The following is a 17,484-nucleotide window of genomic DNA, read 5'->3' as shown; positions in this document are numbered from 1 at the left end:
GTGCGCCCGGCCCGAGCACGGACGTGCTTGACAGTGCCGGACACGTGGAGGCCAGGCCGAGATGCGCGACAGGACCCACAGGACCCACAGGACCGACAGGAAGCCGCCCGCGCCCGCGGGCCCGCGGCCGACCGGCCCGCCGGAACAGCCGGCCGTGCCCCGCAAGGGCGCCTGGTTCCGCGGGGTGCTGGCCGTGGCCGCGCTGTTCGCGCTGGTCTGCGCCATGCTGCTGAACGGCTATATGTCGCTGGAGGTCGGCAGCGACGACCACGGCGCCGACGACCGGAAGCGACGGGCCGCAGGGCCGGGCAGTTGCGCGGCACCGCGCGGGAAAGGAGCCGCGCCGCACGGGAAGGGGGGCGCACCCCACGCGAAAGGGGCCGGCCCGGACGCGAAGGGAGGGCCCGTCGGCGACGCGCCCCCCACCGCGGCCGCCCTCGGCCTGACCGCTTCTCAGCGCTCGGTCCCCGAGAAGGTGCTCACCGGCGGACCGGTGCTGGCCTTCGGGGCAGACGGCCGGGCGACCGGCTACCGGATCCCGAGGCAGACCATCGCGCTCACCTTCGAGGGCGGCCCGGACCCGGTGTGGACCGCGAAGGTGCTGGACGTGCTGGGGAAGCACCGGGTGCCGGGGACGTTCTTCGTGGCCGGCCGGATGGCGGCCCGGCACCCCGGCCTGGTCCGCCGGATGCGGGACTCCTGCCACGAGATCGGAGTGAACGCCTTCACGCGCGTCGACCTCGCGTCCCACGGCACCCGGCGCATCGACCGCGAGGTGGCGTGGACACAACTGGCGTTGGCAGGCTCCGCGGGCGTCACCACCTCGCTCTTCCGGGCCCCGTACGCCTCCTATGTCACGGCGCTCGACGACCGGACCTGGCCCATGTACCGGCACCTGGGCGCCACGGGGTACATCAGCGTGTTCGCCGACAAGGACAGCGGGGACCGGCGGCGGCTCCCGGCGGCGGCGATCATCCGCAACGCGACCCCCCGGGGCGGCGCGGGCGCGTCCGTGCTCTTCCACGACGCGGGCGGCGACCGCACGCAGACCGTGCGTGCCCTCGGCGCCTACATCGAGAGGATGAAGCACCGGGGCTACGCCTTCACCACGGTCACCGGCGCCCTGGGCACCCGCAGCGCCGTGCACCGGGCGGGGACGAAGGGGCTGTGGGAGGGCCGGGCGCTGCTTGTCGCCATCTGGCTGACGCAGGTGATGATGCCGGTGCTGAGGGTGCTGCTGTACACCGTCGGCGCCGCGGTGCTCGCCCGGTCCCTGGTCATGCCGGTCCTCGCCGCGTGGCACCGCCGTTCCCGCAACCGACCGGACTTCACCTGGGGGCCGCCGGTGACGGAGCCGGTGAGCGTGATCGTGCCCGCGTACAACGAGAAGGAGTGCATCGCCCAGACGATCGGGTCGCTGGGCGACAGCACCCATCCCATCGAGATCATCGTGGTGGACGACGGTTCGACCGACGGCACCGCCGACATCGCCGAGTCCATGAACCTGCCCTGCGTACGTGTGCTGCGGCAGCCCAACGCGGGCAAGCCCGCGGCCCTCAACCGTGGTGTGGCCGAGGCCCGGCACGACCTGATCGTCATGATGGACGGGGACACGGTCTTCGAGCCCGAGACCGTCTGCGAACTGGTCCGCCCGTTCGCCGACCCCCGGGTGGGCGCGGTGTCGGGCAACGCCAAGGTCGGCAACCGCGCGACAGTGATCGGCGCCTGGCAGCACATCGAGTACGTCATGGGCTTCAACCTCGACCGCCGGACGTACGACCTGCTGCGCTGCATGCCCACCGTCCCCGGAGCCGTCAGCGCCTTCCGCCGGGCGGCGCTGACCGACGCGGGCCTGATGAGCGAGGACACCCTCGCCGAGGACACCGACGTGGCCATCGCCCTGCACCGGGCGGGCTGGCGCGTCGTCTACGCCGAGCACGCCCGCGCCTGGACGGAGGCCCCCCGCTCCATCGGCCAGCTCTGGCGCCAGCGCTACCGCTGGTCGTACGGCACCATGCAGGCACTCTGGAAACACCGCCGCTCGGTCGTCGACCGGGGACCGTCAGGCCGGTTCGGCCGCGTCGGGATGCCGCTGGTCGTCCTGTACCAGATCGTCACCCCCCTCTTCGCCCCCCTGATCGACCTCTACGCCCTCTACGGAATCCTCTTCCTCGACCCCGTGAAGTCGCTGCTGGTGTGGGCCGCGTTCCCGCTGTGCCAGCTCCTCTGCGCGGTCTACGCCTTCCGGCTCGACCGCGAGCGGTACCGCTTCCTTCTGCTGCTGCCTCTGCAACAGCTCATCTACCGGCCGTTCCTGTACCTGGTGCTGATGCACTCGTGCGTCACGGCGGCTACCGGAGCCCGGCTGCGGTGGCACAAACTGCGCCGGACCGGCGAGGTGGACGCACCACGCCGAGCGCACGTACCGGCGGCCGGACGGACACCGGTACGGACCGGCGGCGGCGAATAGGGCCGGGTGGTGTCCGGCCGGCTCCCGCCCCGCCGCACCACAGTGCGCGCGGTCGTCAGCCGGTGAGCGTTCCGGCGAGCTGGCGCAGCCGGTCCGCGGCCTCCGCGAGGGCGCCGGTGCCGGTGAGGCACGCCGCGAGCAGCTGGAGCCGTTCCGACAGGCGGCGCAGCCCGCCGCCCGACCGGGCCGAGGCGAGCGCCTGCTCGGCGTCGTCGACGACCCCCTCCACGGCGGCGTGCTGCCGCGCGGTCAACCGGTCGTCGGCGGAGCCGTCGGCCGCGGTGGAGGCGTCCGCGGCGGCGTCGGCGGCGCGGGCCAGGAGGTCACGGATGTGGTCGAGATGGCGCTGTACGGCATCCAGGTGTGCGGCGCCGCCGTGGTGTTCGGCGTGTGCGCCGTGGCCGGCGGCGAGCGCCGCGTCGGAGACGGACGCGTGCCCGCCGATGATGATGCCGTCGTTGCGCGTCACGCGGGGCGCGTCCGCATCGTTCATGTGGCTCCTGCCTTCGTCGTGGGTCCGTCCTGGCGGACGGACCCGTCGGGACCCGTCGGGACCAGCCCGTGGCCGCGGCGTGCGGGGTGCCGCGGTCAGCCGGCGGCCGGGGCCGCCGGGCCGCCGGAGCCCGGGCCCTGCCCGCCACCGGGCCGCCCGGTCACGAAGCGGACCGGGCCGCCCGGGCCCCCTCCCGCCGTGGCGACCGCGCCGGTGCCCGCGGCGACCGCGCCGTGCATGGCACCGCCGGTCATGATGATGCCGTTGTTCAAGATCATTTGTCGGCCCTCGTCCAGCTCGCCGGTGTCCCAGCCGTACTTCTCGAAGAGGGACTTGAGCACGGTCAGCACCCGCAGCTGGAGCTGGCTCTCGTAGCGGCGGACGTCGATCCGCTGGAAGTAGTTGGCGTAGTCGCCCGTGGTGGCGAGCTCCCGCAGGGACTGCCCGCCCCCGAAGTCGTACCGCCGGTCATAGCGGATCGCCTCCTGCAACTGTTCGCGCTGCCGCTCCAGCCGGCCACCGCGGAACACGTGCCGCACGGCCCGCCGCACCGGCTGCGCCAGGCCGTCCATGGCCGCCTGCCACCCCGACGCCACCACCCGCAGCCGGTGTTCGGAGCCGTGCGCCGCGGTCATCCGGTCGACCTGCCGGTACGCCTCACGGACCGGAGGCAGCACCGCGGCCGTGCTGTACAGGTGCACGGTGTGCTCGGTGACGGCGGCCTGCACGTGCACGGTCAGCACCACGTCCGCGTCCCACGACCGGACCTGCGCGGTCAGGCAGTGCCGCACCGGGCCCTCGGTGCGTCCGCGGGCCGCCTCCACCACCTCGGGCGGAACGGTGCTGACGGGCCGGAAGGCGAACGGCACCGAGTCGCCGAGGAAGGTCTCCGCGGTGAACGGCTCCGGCCCGTCCAGCAGGTCCTGGCCGCTGACGAAGAGCTGCTCCCAGACGGTGAGCCCAGGCACCGTGGCCGGCCCGTGCTGGAGCTCCGTCAGGCCGGTGCGCAGCGCGGTCAGCAGCTCCCCGGTGCCGAAACGGGCCGCGTCGGCAGGGGTGCCGGCCGCGCCCCGAGCGGGCGTCAGCCGCAGGTCGAGCGCCCAGGAACGGATCTCCGTGCCCGAACCGACGAACGGCCGGAATCCGCTGTAGATGACGACGTTCTCCGGCGGCGGCCCGGAGCCGGGCCGCCGGCCCGTGCCGAGCCGGCGCAGCTCCTCGAAGACCTCCTGCTGCTGGGACCAGGCCGCCAGCCACGGCAGGACGATCAGGAACACCAGCACGTCCAGGACGACCACTGCCGACGGGAGATAGCTGGCCCACGTCAGGACCGGCAACAGGAACCCGCTGAGCACCAGCAGGAGAACGCAGCTCATCAGGGCCTTCAGCAGCTCCTGCGCCGGTGACTGCACACGCCACGCGCCGGCCCGGGTCCGGTACCAGCTGTGCATGCCCGGCACCCGCAGCGCGTGCCAGCCGGCGGCGCCCCTGGCCACCCCTCCGGCCAGCACGCCCCGCGTCTTCATGAGGACCACGAACAGCACGGCCGCCAACGGAGCGGTGACGAGCACCACCAGCCAGCTGCCGCAGATCCTGACGTCCCGGTCGCCCACCAGCGCCCGCGCCCGCTCGGCATGGCGCCGCAGCCTGCCCAGGTCCACGCCGTAGCACGGCGGCACCGCCTGGAAGTCCTGCATGTCCAGCTGGTGCTGGACCTGCAGGGCGAAACCCTCGTCGACGTACGCCCCCACGCACATGTGCCGGGTCGCCTCGGACATCTCCCCGTTGTCAGGCGCATCCTTGAACCGCCAGGCCATCGAATCTCCCCCTGTGTCCGATGAGTGGTACGCCGTCCGTTCCCCGATCCGGGGAGTCGGACACGCCGCACGGGGGAGAAACAGCGGTTACCGGCCGCCGCTCGGGGGACTGTGCGGGCGCGACGTCGGGGCGCGCGACGCCCGGGGGTTCTGTCGTCTCTTTCTGAATCGACGCCACCTTTCCTATTGCATAAGGGTATATGTCATATTCTTATGGGCATTTTGTTTTTGATTTTGATTATTGACAAGATCAGTCACTAACTGCGAAGCTTTTTTTGAGAACGAAGCCCCGCAAGGGGGTACGGTGTATCGGAGGTTCCACCATGTTGCGTCTTCCTGCTGCTATTTTTGTCTCGGCGTTCGTGGCTTTCTCGGCGGTGGTCGCAGTCAGTGCCGACGCTTCGGCGGTGACACGTGAGGCGAGAGCCGGGGTGTCCAGAGCGTTCGATGCCGCGTGGGGGCAGAACGTGCAGGCGGCGGGGCCGGGAGCCGAGCCGGGTACCGCGGGTGACGTACCGTTGTGCTGCTGAGCCTTTCCCGGGTGACAGGCCGCGGGCCAGGCGGACGAAGGCTCCGCGCGAATGCGGAGCCATACAGCCATACACATGCGCCCTGAATCAGTGGAGTTCGCCGGCCGTATTCAGCCCGGCGGGCGGAATGTGGTGCAGCCGGCCGAAGACATCAGCCTGCTGAAACCGCTCCACGCGGCGCCGGCACGTCTGTCCGGCGCCGAACCACGGCTTCCCGGAACCGGCCACCCCGTCCGTACGGACGCGGAGGCACACGTCGGGGACCGACGTGTGGAAGAGGGCACGAGCTGAGTGAATGTTCCCCGTCAGCTCTGCCGGGAGTGTCGGCTTGTGCCGGTGGCGAGTGCGCTGCGGTGGCCCATCAGGCGCATGCTCTGCCGGTAGGCCCACACGGCGCGTTCCGAATCGCCGCTGCGTTCGAGGATCTCGGCCAGTTCGGACCAGGCGAACGCGGCCTGGCGTCCGGCTTCGGAGGCTTCCAGGAGAAGGGCTCCGCGTTCGCATTCGGCCTGTGCGGCCTCACGGTCGCCCTGGCGCAGGTATGCGGCTCCCATGACCAGGTGCGCCCGTGCGCTCTCCAGCCGGTGTTCGGGGCCAAGAATGGTCAGTGCCCGAGTGGCGTGGGCAATGGCGCTCTTGGTGTTGTCGAGCATCACTTCGGCGCGGGCGAGCGCTGTTTCGGCGTAGGCGATGTCGATGTTGCTACCGAGGGAGGTCAGGACGCTGATGCTCTGTTCGAGCAGCGACTTGGCGGTCTCGGTCGTCATGCCGTCGGGTTCGGACTGGAGCAGCACGCCCGCGTAGGCGTTGCGAATGCGGGCCAGTGCGCGTTCGTCGTCACCCTCGGAGTAGATCGCCACCGCTTTGCTGATGAGTGACAGTGCTTCCCGTGACTGCCCGCGCCGGTGCATCACCACGCTGGCGTTCCAGTAGGCCGCGCCCAGCGCCTTGCGGTCGCTGATCACCTGTGCCCGTTCGACCGCCTGAGAGGCGAGATACCCGGCGCGGTGCAGGTCGCCCCGCTCGGTGTAGATACCGATCAGTGTGGACAGCAGTTCCACGGAGGTCGTGGTCGGCGGCACTCCGAGGCCGTCTATCTCGTTGAGGGTGTTCTCGGCGACCTCGATGGCGCGCGAGAGGTCGCCGAGCTCGCGGTAGCAGCGGCACAGCGACATCACCATCCTCAGCCGAAGGTCGAGATCGGGCTCGTGTCCGGCGGTCGGCTTCAGCAGGTCCTCCAGCCGGGCCACCGCCTCCTCCAGCCGGCCGTTGTGTTCCAGACACTGCGCGACCCCGAGGGTGGCGGACAGCCACAGCGAACGGTGTTCGGTGGCGGAGAGCTTCGGCAGTAGTTCCTCGAAGCCGGCCAGCGCCGCGCCGGCATCGCCGTTGCGCAGGGCGAGTTCGGCGTAGCGGAGCTCGGCCTCCAACGCGAAGGTATCCGGTTTGGTCACGCCGCGGATGTCCTCGACGGTGCAGCCGAGCCGTTTGGCGAGCCCGCTCAGCACTTCCTCCGAAGGGACACGTTTGCCCGCTTCGAGGAGTGAGATGTAGCTGGCGGACAGCAGGGGCTGTGCGAGAGCGTCCTGGGACAGGCCCGCCTCGCGCCGGAGGCGACGGAGACGGGAACCCAGTGACTCGTTCGTCGGCATGCGATCTCCTTGCCGTGTCATGTTGACCGCCGTGTGACATACCCGCTGATCCGAAGCCATGGTGCGTGCTGACGAAAGTTACACAAATATGATAAGGGTCATGTCAAATTATGATGACTCCGGCGTGACGGTGGCTCGGTAATGGCTCGGTAGGACATTGTGACTGACTGCGCGTACCGTCCATGCCCGTTCCGGGCAGGAGCGGTGGTGTTCGGGTCCCTTCTTCTGTCGTATTCGGGAGGGAGGACCCACCCGTCGTGGGCGGCGGGAGGGGAGGGTGCGCGCTGGTCGGTGGCTGCGTCTGGCAGGCCGTCTCCTCATGGTCAGGGACCCGCTACCGGCAGCTCCGAACGCAGGTCGGCCGCCGCGATCTCCCGGAGGGACACGTCGATCTTCTCGCTCCGGCACCAGTCCAGCAGCAGCGAGAGCGGCACGCCCTCCTCCGACCGCAGCCGGATGAGTGCCCGGGCCCGGTCGGCCGGATCATGCAGGGGCGGCACACGTCGCAGCAGGAGAGTGCGGCCGCGCCGGAACACCACGCTGACCTTGCTGATCTCCTGATCCACCAGCGCCGTGGCCTCGGCGGGCAGCGGGGGGAATCCCAACGGCACCCGACGCAGCCGGTCCGCCGCGGCGACCACTGCCGTGACATGGTCGATGGGAGCGTCGGTGAGTTCGAACTCGGCCGCGGAGCGGCGCAGCAGTTTCCGCACCACGTAGGAGGGGCCCCGCGGCCCGGGCTGGACACCGACGCCGAGTAGCAGCGCCGCGGTGAAACCCTGGTCGGTCACCGACCGGACCGAGGCCGTGGGACGGCCCGTCAGCAGGTCGGCGACCACTGCGGTCAGCGGGGCCAGGCCGGGCAGGGCGAACGGATCGGTCGTCCCGGTGATCGCGGAGAGCAGGGCGTACTCCGGGACGAGCACCTCGACGAGGGGCTGGCCGGAGGACGTTCCCTGCCCGTTGCGGGCGTCGCCCGGCCCCACGAAATGGCAGTACGCCAGGGTGATGTGCCGATCGCACGAGCACTGGTGCGGGCAGGCCCTCGACCGTTGCTGGTCCTGCCCGCCGATGGCGAAGCGCAGGGTGAGGACGATCCCTCGTTCGCTGTTCATCCGGGACAGGGGGGAGAAGGACTCCGATGCCTGGGCGATCTGGTCCTCGGCGATGCCCAGATCGGCGAGGGCCCGCATCACCGGTCTCGGCGAGCAGTCCCGGGCGACCAGCAGGAACGTCATCCTGTGGCGCTCCAGCCCGATGGAGTCGAGCGCTGTGAGCAGATCCTCCAGTGGCTGTCGGTAGGGGCGCGTGCCGCGCCACAGCGCGGCCACCATGCGCTCGGCCGAGGGCTGCCGCAGCACCGGGAAGCCATACAGCATGCTGGTGCGGACGCTCCACTGCACGGCCACGGAACCGCCTCCTGATCGTGGCAGGTCCTCCAGCATCCAGACCCGCCAGCCCGGAGAGGACGGGGCCGTGAACAGGACGCCGTCTCCAGGAAGCGCCAACAGGGGTCTCGGGGGGTGCCGGCGGTACCCGGAGTCGGCGAATCTCATGGCAAGCTGATGAACTTCGGGTGAGTGCTCTTGATAATCCACGACTCCCTTTCGGCGCCCTCTTTAAATTAGGCATAAATGATCGGTGGTGCGATCTGGAATTCGGAGGCCGTACGTGCCTGCGCTGCCGGGACATGAGGGAGGTTCGTGGCCCGGTTTGGCGGCGTTCACGATCTCTCGTGCACGCGTAAGGCGCGGATCCAGCCAGAGTGTGTGCGCGGCGTCGGCGCCTGTTGCCCCCTTGCTGAACAGGGTGGCCATGGCACCGGTACGGTGCGGCACGGAGTAACGCCCTGCGGCGGTGCCGGCGAGTGGTAATCCTCCGGGCACCGGAGCCGGCCCGGCGCTGCGTTCCCGGCCCCGGGTGCCGCCGGGTCCGGCGCTGTGCAGGGCCCTTTCAGGGAGCGGGGAACTTCGGCACGGTGCGGATCGCGCGGGCGCGTGCGCGCGGAGTGGGGCGACAGTCCGCACCGGCCCGCCGCGCCTCTCGCGGGGCGCGGACGGCACGCCGGTCCTGCTGTCGCCGGCCGCACAGCCCGGGGCGGCAGTCCACTTCGTGCGATCCCTGGAAGGCACGCGGTTCACCATGGTTTCTGTCCTGTCGGACAAATGTGCTCATGTGACTTACAGTACCTGGGGACCCTAGCAATAAATTGACAATTGAGTCAACTTGCAGTCAACATTACCCTGACCCGCAATGGCCGAAGACAGCTCTCGCGAGACCCGATGGATCGGCGCTCGGAGCGGGATGTCAGGTGCTTCCAGTCGTAGTTCCGGGGGACTGGGACGTCTTGAGACTTTCCTCGGAGCGTGTGTGAGGGCCTGTCAGAAAGGCTGAAAAGTCGTCTGTGTTGTGCAACACGGAGATTCATGACTCGTGGGCGGGGCCAGTCCGGTTGTCGCGCTGGGTCGGGGCATCGGCGATCACGGCCGTCCAGGCCGGCGCGTCGCGAGGCGGAGGGCGCGTGACGGCATCCGGTGACGAGCTGTGGTGGGGCACAGCGTAGCCGCAGGCCGCGGGGCTCCCGGAGCCGGGGCGGGGCCGACGGGGGAGGGGGCGATCGTCGGTGCCCGCCGTCCCGCTCGCTTCGGCAGGCGGTCCTGGGCTTGTGCGCCGGGCCGTCCGCCCGGCGGGCGCCGGCGCCAAGGGGCCGGGTCCATGGTGGCGGTACCGGTGAGGTGACGTGTGTCAGGAGTGGTGGTGATATGCGTCGGAGATCGTTTGTTCCTTGAGGGTTCTGATGAGAGTAGTGGTGGCATTGGGGAGATCGTGCATGTTCTGGACGAGCTGGTAGCAGGGGACGGTTCGCAGGAGTTGGTCGGTGATGTGTGTCCTGCGGAGCGAGTTGGTGGCGGGGTACCAGTCCGCGAGGAAGGGGTCATAGGTGAGGGCCGCGTCTTCGGTGTTGTCGGCGAGGAGCCGCGCGGCCTGACCGGGGGAGAGCCGTGTGACAGTGGGGGTCGTGGTGTCGTGGAAGGTGGGGAAGACCACCGCGGTGAGGGGCGCGGTGGGGATGAGGTTCCGGCCGGTGGTGAGGGCGAGTTCGTGACAGCGGACCCACGTGCGGGGAGGCACTGTCGTGCCGGGCAGCCAGGGCAGCTGTGGCTCGTGCGTGTGGTGCTCGCCGGGGAAGGCGTTCGCGGGGTGGGTGACGTGTGTGAGGAGTCTGTTCAGCTCGGGGCGCCCGGTGGCCAGTGCCAGGAGGGAGTCCGTTCGTACGTTGATGCTTCGGGGGAAGCCGAGGCCGCGTAGCCCTCCGCGGGCGCCGGTATCGGTGATCACGAGGTCGTCGTTGGAGACGAAGTCCGCTCCGGCGTGGAGCAGCGCGCTGATGATGCTGGAGGTCTTGCCCGAGCGCTTCCGGCCGGCGAAGGCGATGCCGTGGCCGCCCACGGTGACGAGTCCGGCGTGGAGGAAGAGTTCTCCGTCCGCGAAGTGTTCCCAGCGCAGGAGGTTTCGGACGCACCTCAGTAGCTGTTGCGTGCGCCAGGGAGAGGCGGGGGCGCAGACCGCGACGGTGAGGGTGGTGTCCTGCGTGAACAGGACACGGTCGGGCTCGTAACGGGAGGTGTAGGTCACGCGCTGCCAGCCCGGGCCGTCGGGGGGCGCGGTGAGTGCCAGCACCCGGGGGCGCGGACGGCGTCGGGGGCCGGGGACGCCGTCTGCCGACCGGAGGGTCAGGAACGGCGCCATGAGGGGGAGGAGGGCGGCACGCGTGGCTTCGTCGCAGACGAGGTCGACCTGTTGGGCACTGCCGGGTGAGGCGACGGTGTAGGTGTGCTCGGGTGTGTGGACGGGTGTGGTCATGGGAGTGCCTTTCACCGGTGAGGGAGGCGGGCACTGGCGAGGTGCCGGTCGAGGAGGTCGAGCAGGGGTGTCCCGCGGCCCCAGGGCGTGACTGCGTGAAGTGGTTCGGGGCTGTGGCGTTCGGCGTACGCGAGGATGACGTAGGCGTGGAAGGCCGCGTAGAGGTGCAGCAGCCAGTCGGGGGCGCCGCTGCGGCTGAGGAGTGTCTGTTCGCCCTTCGTGGCGGACCAGTGGACCAGGGCCTGGCCGTAGGCGGCCGTGGGGTCTCCGCCCCACAGGACGGGAAGGTTCACGTTCGTCAGTCCCTGGGGCCCGATGACGAAGTTGCGGTTGTTGATGTCGGCGGCCACCAGACGGGGAACGGGTGTGGTGGCGTCGAGCAGCGGTGCGGCGCCGATGAGCAGGGAGTGGAGGGCGGCGTACCGAGCGGCGGCCAGGGCGGGGGCCTTGAGCCGCTGTTCGCGTGTGTAGTCGAGCAGGAAGGACGACCAGGTCGGCCACGGGGCGTGCAGGTCGCCGGAGAGCTTGCCGAAGCCGGACACGGTGATGGCGCCGGTCTGCTGAAGCAGGTCCGACAGCTGTTCCGCCCACGGTGTGACGGTCTCCGCCGAGCCGATCACGTCCGCGAGCAGGGGACCCTCGATGTGCTCGGCGAGTACGTAGTGCGTGCCGTCGCGATTGCGCCGGAGGGCCAGCACCGGCCGGACGCGGCTGCTGCCTTGTCGGGACAGGAGTCCGCGCACGGTGCGCTCCGCTTCGGGCATGCTGGAGGCGTCCGTCAGGTGTTTCACGACGAAACCGCGCCCCTGTGCGTCGCTGACCCGCCATACCCGGCTGTTGGTAGCCGACAGCAGGACGGCATGTGCGGTGCCGTCGGTCCCCAGTCGTCCACTGACCCACTCCGCCAGGTCGGCCGGCCAGGTCATCGGCCGGGCCTCTCGGCGGCCGGCTCCGGGCGGAGTTCGGGACGGCCTCGTCCGGGCCGGGGCGCGTGCACGGTCATGACCGCGCCGATCGGCAGGGTGAGAACGGGATCGGTGTGGCCGAACTCGAAGTCGGTCACCACCGGTCCCGAGCAGCGCCGTGAAAGGGGCTGGAGCAGGCGATGGCTCAGCCCCGGTGCCCACTGGCCCCGGTGGTCCTGGGCGAAGCGGCCCACGAGGAGGGCCGCGGCACCGTCGAGCAGGGCGCTGTCGGCCAGTACCGAGACCGCCTGGTCCAGTTCGTCGGCGGAGACGGTGTCGGACTCCTCAAGGCAGACCACGTGCCCGCTCCAGCGGATACCGGTGTGCAGCCCGCGGCGCAGGTCGTCGGCGAGCACGGTGATGTTCGCGGCCACCAGGGGACCGGTGGCCCGGCCGGGGCGCCGCACCCTGCGGGGTGCGCGGGCTTCCGCCGTCCGCGGCCGGTCGTCCTGTGCGTCCCACAGCAGGGTCTCCACGACGACGTCGTCGGTCCAGGGCAGCGCGTCGGTGGTGTTCCTCCGGGACAGCACGTTCCACAGGCTGTTCCAGGTGAATTCCATCGTTCCGCCGCATTCACCGAGCTGGGGCAGGGCGGCGGGACCGTAGTAGGTTCTCCAGCCCAAGTGGTGGTAGAGCCAGAGCAACAGTGAGGTGGTGTCGCTGTAGCCGACCACCGCGGTGGGCGACGTGGCCAGCAGCGAGGCGTCCAGGTACGGGAGGATGTCCCGGGCGCCCTCGCCCCCCACCGCCGACATCACCACGCGTACGTCCGGGTCCAGCACGGCTCGCGTGAACGCGGCCGCCCGGACGTCGGGGGGGCCGGCGGTGCGCCCGGTGCCGAGCCGTGTGGTGGGGTCGACCCGCACGCGCAGACCGTGCCGGAGGAGGTCGCCGGCCGCCCGGCCCAGGCGCCGCGGGCACCGGGCCGCCAGCGGACCGGACAGCGAGACGACGGCGATCTCGTCCCCGTGCCGCAGCGGTGGCGGGATGGTCCCGTGCGGGTGCGGGTGCGGGTGCGGGAGCGGGTGCGGGAGCGCCGTCACATCCACGTCGGCTCGCCTTTGAGCCGGGGCATGAGGTGCATGTCGCGGATGTCGTGGTGGCGCAGCAGCCAGGCCAGGAACCGCTCCAGACCGAGGCCGAATCCAGCGCTGCGCAGGGGGGCCAGTTCCTTCATCCGCAGGTACCACTCGTACTGCGCGGGATCCACCTCGTGCTCGGTGAGTGCCTGCTCGGCGGCCGCGCGGGTGGTGTGCCTCTCGCCGCACCCGACGACCTCCCCCAGGCCGAGCAGCAGGTCCGCGCAGCGTGCCGTGCCGTCCGGGTCGGTGGCCTGGTAGAACGGCACTGTCCGGCTGGGCATCCTGGTCAGCCATACGACGCCGCCGAAGTGATCTATGAGCCGCTGTTCACCGGCTCTCGTGATGGTGCGCAGGCCGGTGCCGCGGTCTTCCACCTCGTCGGGGGGAAGAAGGGTGCAGGCCTCCTCGAAGGTCACCTCCGGGAAGCTTTCGCGGCCGGCGATGTCGCTCACGTGGTCGAGACCGCCGGTCACCCCGCCGATCTCGTCCGCCACCGGTGAGGCCAGGAGCCGTGCGCACAGTGTGGTGACATAGCCTTCGACCAGCCGCATGACCTCGTCCAGCCCGCCGGGTACTTCGGCCTCGGAGTGGAAGAACTGGTTGAGGTGGCTGCTGTCGGGGTCCTCGCCGCGGAACGTCGGCATGATGTAGTAGGCGCCCCGCAGACCCATCCGCAGCATGAACTCCAGCTGGAACTGCATCGAGTCGGCCAGGTAGGTGGGCTCGCCGAACAGGTCGACCCGCACGGGCAGACTGTCGCTACCGAGTCCCATGGGGCTGGAGACGGAGTTGACGGTGATCGGCATCAGCACCGGTGAGATCTCCCGCTGCCGGTAGAAGTCACCGCTCGCGTTGACCAGTTCCGCGTTGATCCGCGCGATCAGCCGGAACCACCGGCTGTTCAGCGTGGACTCCAGGTCGCGGGGCGCGGTGCGTGAGTCCGGTGTGTGCGTGAGCGGTTCGATGACGGTGCTCATGAGGCACTGCCTTCCTGTAGGAGGGGGCCCCGGCGTGGGCCGGAGTGGTTCCCGCCGCGTACCTGCGGGGGAACGGGGATGGAGCAGACAGGCGTCCGAGGGGCGTGCGGTGCGGGCGCGGGGCGCTTGTCGTGCAGGAGGCCGACAAGCGTGGCGAACGCGCCGTCTGCGGGGGCGGCCGGACCGGCGGCGGCGAGGGCGGAGGGCACGCCGTGCTCGGCTCCGGCGGTGATCTCGGGCAGCAGCGGCAGCTCGATGATCCGGGCGTGCGGGTAGCCGGCCTCGGAGAGCAGCGTGCGGGTCCGGCCGGCGTTGGGGAAGGGTTCGGTGCGTGCGTTACAGCAGGGGCAGGTGAAGTACGCCATGTTCTGCACGACCGCCGGAACGGCGATACCGAGCCGGGCCAGCATGGTGACGCACCGTCGGGTGTCCTCCAGCGCCATCTGCTGCGGAGTGGTGACGACAACGGCCGCGTCGATGTCCAGCAGGTGGGCCAGCGCCATGTGGATCTCGCCCGTGCCCGGAGGGGTGTCGATGACCAGCGTCGACACGTCCCCCCAGGCCACGTCGCGCAGCATCTGCCGGACCGCGCCGCGCAGCAGCGGACCCTTCCAGGCGAGCGCGTGGGAGGCGTCGGCCAGTAGTCCGGTCGACATCAGCCGTACTCCCTGGCGTACCACCGGACGGATGCGTCCCTCGTGCACGCGGGGCCGTTCTCGGATGCCGAACAGGACGGGCAGGCTCGGCCCCTGGATGTCGGCGTCGAGCAACCCGGTGCGGACACCGCGGGCCGCGAGCGAGGTCGCGAGGTTGGCGGCCACGGTCGACTTGCCGACACCGCCCTTTCCGCCGCACACCATGACGACGCGGACCCCGGGCAGTAGTCGCTTCATCGGCTCTCCTCGTCACCCGGGCCACGGGTCAGTGCGTGGAAGATGCGTACGTGCGCGCCGAGACGCTGGTGGGAGAAGTCGCGGCGGAGCAGTCCGAGGCAGGTCAGCTCGATCCAGACGGCACCGAGAGCGGACGGCAGGCAGCCGCGTTCCTCGGCCGAGAGCGGCAGGACCTCCTCGTAGTGAGCGAGGAACGCACGCATGGCCGCCCAGTCGACCGACTCGGCCTGTTCGGAGGCGAAGTTGGTGGTGTCGCCGGCGTAGCGCAGGACGCAGAACGTCAGCAGCGCCTCCGCGACGTCGTGCAGCCGGGACCCGACGTCGCAGTTGTCGAAGTCGACGACCGCGGCTACCTGGTGGTCCGAGGTGAACAGCAGGTTCCAGGGGTTGAAGTCCCCGTGTACGGCGGTGACAGGCAGGAAGGCGAACCCGGCCCACCGTGCCTGCTCCTTGGCCGCGGTAAGCAGCCCCTCGAGGACGGACGCTGCCTGCTCCGCGTCCGGGAGCACCGAGCGCAGCAAGGCGATGTGATCGGCGGCGAGGGTGAACACGTCCTCCGACGCGGCGCCCTCGACGGTGACCGCCGCCCCGTGCAGCCGGGCGAGGACCCGGGCGGCGGACGCGTCCTGGCCGGGAGCCGAACGGTACCGCACGCCGTCCACGTGGTCGAAGAGGACGAAGCTCTCTCCCGCGAACGAGGTCCACAGCTTGCCGTCCCGGGTGGGCCGCAGACGCGCCACCGGCACACCTGCGCGCCGTAGTGCCTCCTGGATCCTGGTGGACACCGAGATCTGTTCGGGGCTGTCGCAGTACCAGGGGATCTGTTTGAGGAAGTACCGCTCCGAACCGGCCTCCACCATGGCCTTCTTGGAGGTGTCCGAGCGGACGTCGAGCAGTGAGCAGCGGTCGCCGTCGAGGAGGACGGGCAGGAAGCAGTCGGCCTCGGGGAGCGCATAGCGCTCGGCCACGAGGCCGAGCACCCGGTCGTCGAGATTGAGGAAGTCCTTGAACAGGGGTTTCTCACGGACCGGCATGGCCTGCCCCTCCCGCTGCCGCACCGTCGGCAGCATGCCGGCGGCGGACGGCCTCGGCCAGGCTCACGTACTCCTTGGTCCAAGGGGGTGCGTCGGACAGCGCCACCTGGTCCGCCGTCAGCCACTCGATGCCCGCGACCTCCGCGGGATCCCGGGCGACGGGCGAGCCGTCGGGGCACGGGGCGCAGAAGACGACGTTGACGACATCGGTGCCGTCCTGGAGCCCGAAGCGGGCACTGGTCACGTAGGTGAAGGTGTCGCCGGCGTCGAGGCCGACCTCTTCGGCGATCTCACGCCGCAGGGCGTTCTCCAGGACGCGGCCGGGTGCGTCGTCATGCTCCACCTTTCCGCCGACGAGCGCCAGGGTGCCCGCCGAGTGGCGTTCACCGGCGCCCCGGCGGATCAGGAGCCAGCGTTCGCCGCGCCACAGAGCCCCCTCCACGTTGCAGATGTGCAGCGGTGCCGGGGTACTCATGCGGACTTCCGGCGCCCGGCCAGGTAGATGTTGTTGCCCCGGGCGGCGATGTCGGGCTGTAGCGTGAGCAGTTCCTCGATGGCGAGGACACGCGCGAAGACCGACGGGTCTCCCAGGAGCTGCGCCACACCGGGGCTCGACCCGTCCAGCTGTGTCTCCTGGACCGACGGGTAGACCGAGCTGGGAAACCCGGTGAGCAGGTCGACCGTGCACCCCGCCGCGGTGTAGAGGGCGATGAGCTCGTCCGGGGAGAACAGCCGCAGCGGCGGCATGTCGTCGGTGAACGTGGAGACGCCGGTCTCGGCGGCCCGTTCTGCCTCGTCGAGCCGGCCGACCGACAGGTTGAAGTACACGCCGTGGTAGCGGTTGGGGGCCAGGGTGACCAGGCTGCCGCGCTCGGAGAGCAGGCCGGCCAATGAGCGCAGCACGGCACCCGGATCGGGCACGAAGCCGATGACGTTGTGGAAGTTCCACACGGCGTCGAACCTCATCTCGCGTACCTGCGGCGGGAGGTCGCCGAGGTCGCCCTCGACGAGCTGCATCCGCTCGCGACGGTCGCCGGTGCGTTTCGCCTCGGCCACCGCGAGCATGTCGGGGGACAGGTCCACCAGGACGCCGCGGGCGCGGGGATAGGCATCCAGCACCCGTTGGGTCCAGCGGCCCGTGCCGCCGCCCGCGTCGAGGAACGTGAAGTCGGGCGGGAGCCTGTCAAGGCACGTGGTGGTCAGGGTCTTCCACAGCAGTTCGTCGGACAGCCGCCAGTAGACCTGCTGGTCGACCTCGTCGTACCGACCTGCCTTGCCATGGAAGTAGGAAAGGATCTCGGTGGGCAACTCGTTCCCCCATCTCTTCTTGTACTTGTTGAGGACAATGTGCCCCCTGAAGATGGCCGTAGTCAATATGACTAAAGGATATTGACTCCTTGTCACAATCGGGTTAGCTTTCTCCGTGTCGAGGGGTGGAGGCACGCTCTTCAGCCCACACGTCTCGGCTTCAACCCAGTTCAGGGCCGTTCTCGCGCCCGCTATCCGTAAGGGAAGGAGGTCAGCCATGACTCGCAACCACGCCACCGGTCTTCGCCCGCGCATCAACAAGCTCGTCGTGAAGAAGGCTGCCTGAGGTTAGGTACAGAGGTTCGCGCGCCGGGCCTGTGACGGCGCGCGAACCTGTTGTTCATTCGGACCCGAAACACGGAGGGCTGATGTCCGTGACCCTAATGCAGAAGGATGCGC

At 70.3% G+C, this 17,484-nt stretch carries 13 protein-coding genes; 1 reads left to right on the top strand and 12 read right to left on the bottom strand.

Annotated elements, in window-relative coordinates; genetic code table 11:
- Positions 1-61: 61 nt before the first annotated feature.
- Entirely contained in the window at positions 62-2,470 is a 2,409-nt protein-coding gene (locus ACSMXW_RS09850; protein ID WP_485805294.1) for a bifunctional polysaccharide deacetylase/glycosyltransferase family 2 protein, read from the top strand.
- Positions 2,471-2,525: 55 nt separating this feature from the next.
- On the opposite strand, the gene ACSMXW_RS09845 is transcribed toward ACSMXW_RS09850, so the two are convergent.
- From ACSMXW_RS09845 to ACSMXW_RS09790, 12 genes are all read right to left on the bottom strand, one after another.
- Entirely contained in the window at positions 2,526-2,963 is a 438-nt protein-coding gene (locus tag ACSMXW_RS09845) for a hypothetical protein (protein WP_485805293.1), read from the bottom strand.
- A gap of 95 nt (positions 2,964-3,058) precedes the next feature.
- Positions 3,059-4,741 (bottom strand): hypothetical protein, encoded by a 1,683-nt coding sequence (locus tag ACSMXW_RS09840; RefSeq protein WP_485805291.1) that lies wholly within the window; start codon positions 4,739-4,741, stop codon positions 3,059-3,061.
- A gap of 874 nt (positions 4,742-5,615) precedes the next feature.
- Positions 5,616-6,962 carry a helix-turn-helix domain-containing protein gene (locus tag ACSMXW_RS09835; protein ID WP_485805290.1) on the bottom strand — a complete coding sequence of 449 codons (1,347 nt, stop codon included), beginning with the start codon at positions 6,960-6,962 and terminating at the stop codon, positions 5,616-5,618.
- A gap of 323 nt (positions 6,963-7,285) precedes the next feature.
- Positions 7,286-8,371 carry a hypothetical protein gene (locus ACSMXW_RS09830; protein WP_485805288.1) on the bottom strand — a complete coding sequence of 362 codons (1,086 nt, stop codon included), beginning with the start codon at positions 8,369-8,371 and terminating at the stop codon, positions 7,286-7,288.
- Positions 8,372-9,707: 1,336 nt separating this feature from the next.
- Positions 9,708-10,826, bottom strand: a complete 1,119-nt coding sequence (locus tag ACSMXW_RS09825; RefSeq protein ID WP_485805287.1) for a hypothetical protein — start codon at positions 10,824-10,826, stop codon at positions 9,708-9,710.
- A gap of 11 nt (positions 10,827-10,837) precedes the next feature.
- The gene (locus ACSMXW_RS09820) at positions 10,838-11,752 is read right to left on the bottom strand and encodes a hypothetical protein (RefSeq protein WP_485805286.1); all 915 of its coding nucleotides are present in this window, start codon (positions 11,750-11,752) and stop codon (positions 10,838-10,840) included.
- Positions 11,749-12,840, bottom strand: coding sequence for an LD-carboxypeptidase (locus ACSMXW_RS09815; RefSeq protein ID WP_485805285.1), 1,092 nt, complete (start codon positions 12,838-12,840; stop codon positions 11,749-11,751). The genes ACSMXW_RS09820 and ACSMXW_RS09815 overlap by 4 nt, the downstream gene beginning before the upstream one ends.
- Positions 12,831-13,850, bottom strand: a complete 1,020-nt coding sequence (locus ACSMXW_RS09810; RefSeq protein ID WP_485805283.1) for an asparagine synthetase A — start codon at positions 13,848-13,850, stop codon at positions 12,831-12,833. The genes ACSMXW_RS09815 and ACSMXW_RS09810 overlap by 10 nt, the downstream gene beginning before the upstream one ends.
- Positions 13,847-14,743, bottom strand: coding sequence for a P-loop NTPase (locus ACSMXW_RS09805; protein ID WP_485805281.1), 897 nt, complete (start codon positions 14,741-14,743; stop codon positions 13,847-13,849). The genes ACSMXW_RS09810 and ACSMXW_RS09805 overlap by 4 nt, the downstream gene beginning before the upstream one ends.
- The gene (locus ACSMXW_RS09800; protein WP_485805280.1) at positions 14,740-15,777 is read right to left on the bottom strand and encodes a phosphotransferase; all 1,038 of its coding nucleotides are present in this window, start codon (positions 15,775-15,777) and stop codon (positions 14,740-14,742) included. The genes ACSMXW_RS09805 and ACSMXW_RS09800 overlap by 4 nt, the downstream gene beginning before the upstream one ends.
- Complete coding sequence (locus ACSMXW_RS09795; protein WP_485805278.1) at positions 15,764-16,252, bottom strand: NUDIX hydrolase; 489 nt, start codon at positions 16,250-16,252, stop codon at positions 15,764-15,766. Before ACSMXW_RS09795 ends, ACSMXW_RS09800 begins: the two co-directional genes overlap by 14 nt.
- Positions 16,249-17,151, bottom strand: a complete 903-nt coding sequence (locus ACSMXW_RS09790; RefSeq protein WP_485805277.1) for a class I SAM-dependent methyltransferase — start codon at positions 17,149-17,151, stop codon at positions 16,249-16,251. The genes ACSMXW_RS09795 and ACSMXW_RS09790 overlap by 4 nt, the downstream gene beginning before the upstream one ends.
- Between the last annotated feature and the right edge of the window lie 333 nt (positions 17,152-17,484).

Source organism: Streptomyces sp. DSM 116793 (assembly GCF_057320905.1).
Note: the sequence above shows the minus strand (reverse complement) of the source record. Positions and strands in the feature narration are given on the sequence as shown.

Excerpts from the sequence above, each read along its gene's own strand:
- ACSMXW_RS09835 (WP_485805290.1), bottom strand. The coding sequence starts at position 6,962 with ATGCCGACGAACGAGTCACTGGGTTCCCGTCTCCGTCGCCTCCGGCGC.
- ACSMXW_RS09850 (WP_485805294.1), top strand. The coding sequence starts at position 62 with ATGCGCGACAGGACCCACAGGACCCACAGGACCGACAGGAAGCCGCCC.
- ACSMXW_RS09805 (WP_485805281.1), bottom strand. The coding sequence starts at position 14,743 with ATGAAGCGACTACTGCCCGGGGTCCGCGTCGTCATGGTGTGCGGCGGA.
- ACSMXW_RS09825 (WP_485805287.1), bottom strand. The coding sequence starts at position 10,826 with ATGACCACACCCGTCCACACACCCGAGCACACCTACACCGTCGCCTCA.
- ACSMXW_RS09795 (WP_485805278.1), bottom strand. The coding sequence starts at position 16,252 with ATGAGTACCCCGGCACCGCTGCACATCTGCAACGTGGAGGGGGCTCTG.
- ACSMXW_RS09800 (WP_485805280.1), bottom strand. The coding sequence starts at position 15,777 with ATGCCGGTCCGTGAGAAACCCCTGTTCAAGGACTTCCTCAATCTCGAC.
- ACSMXW_RS09845 (WP_485805293.1), bottom strand. The coding sequence starts at position 2,963 with ATGAACGATGCGGACGCGCCCCGCGTGACGCGCAACGACGGCATCATC.
- ACSMXW_RS09840 (WP_485805291.1), bottom strand. The coding sequence starts at position 4,741 with ATGTCCGAGGCGACCCGGCACATGTGCGTGGGGGCGTACGTCGACGAG.
- ACSMXW_RS09810 (WP_485805283.1), bottom strand. The coding sequence starts at position 13,850 with ATGAGCACCGTCATCGAACCGCTCACGCACACACCGGACTCACGCACC.
- ACSMXW_RS09820 (WP_485805286.1), bottom strand. The coding sequence starts at position 11,752 with ATGACCTGGCCGGCCGACCTGGCGGAGTGGGTCAGTGGACGACTGGGG.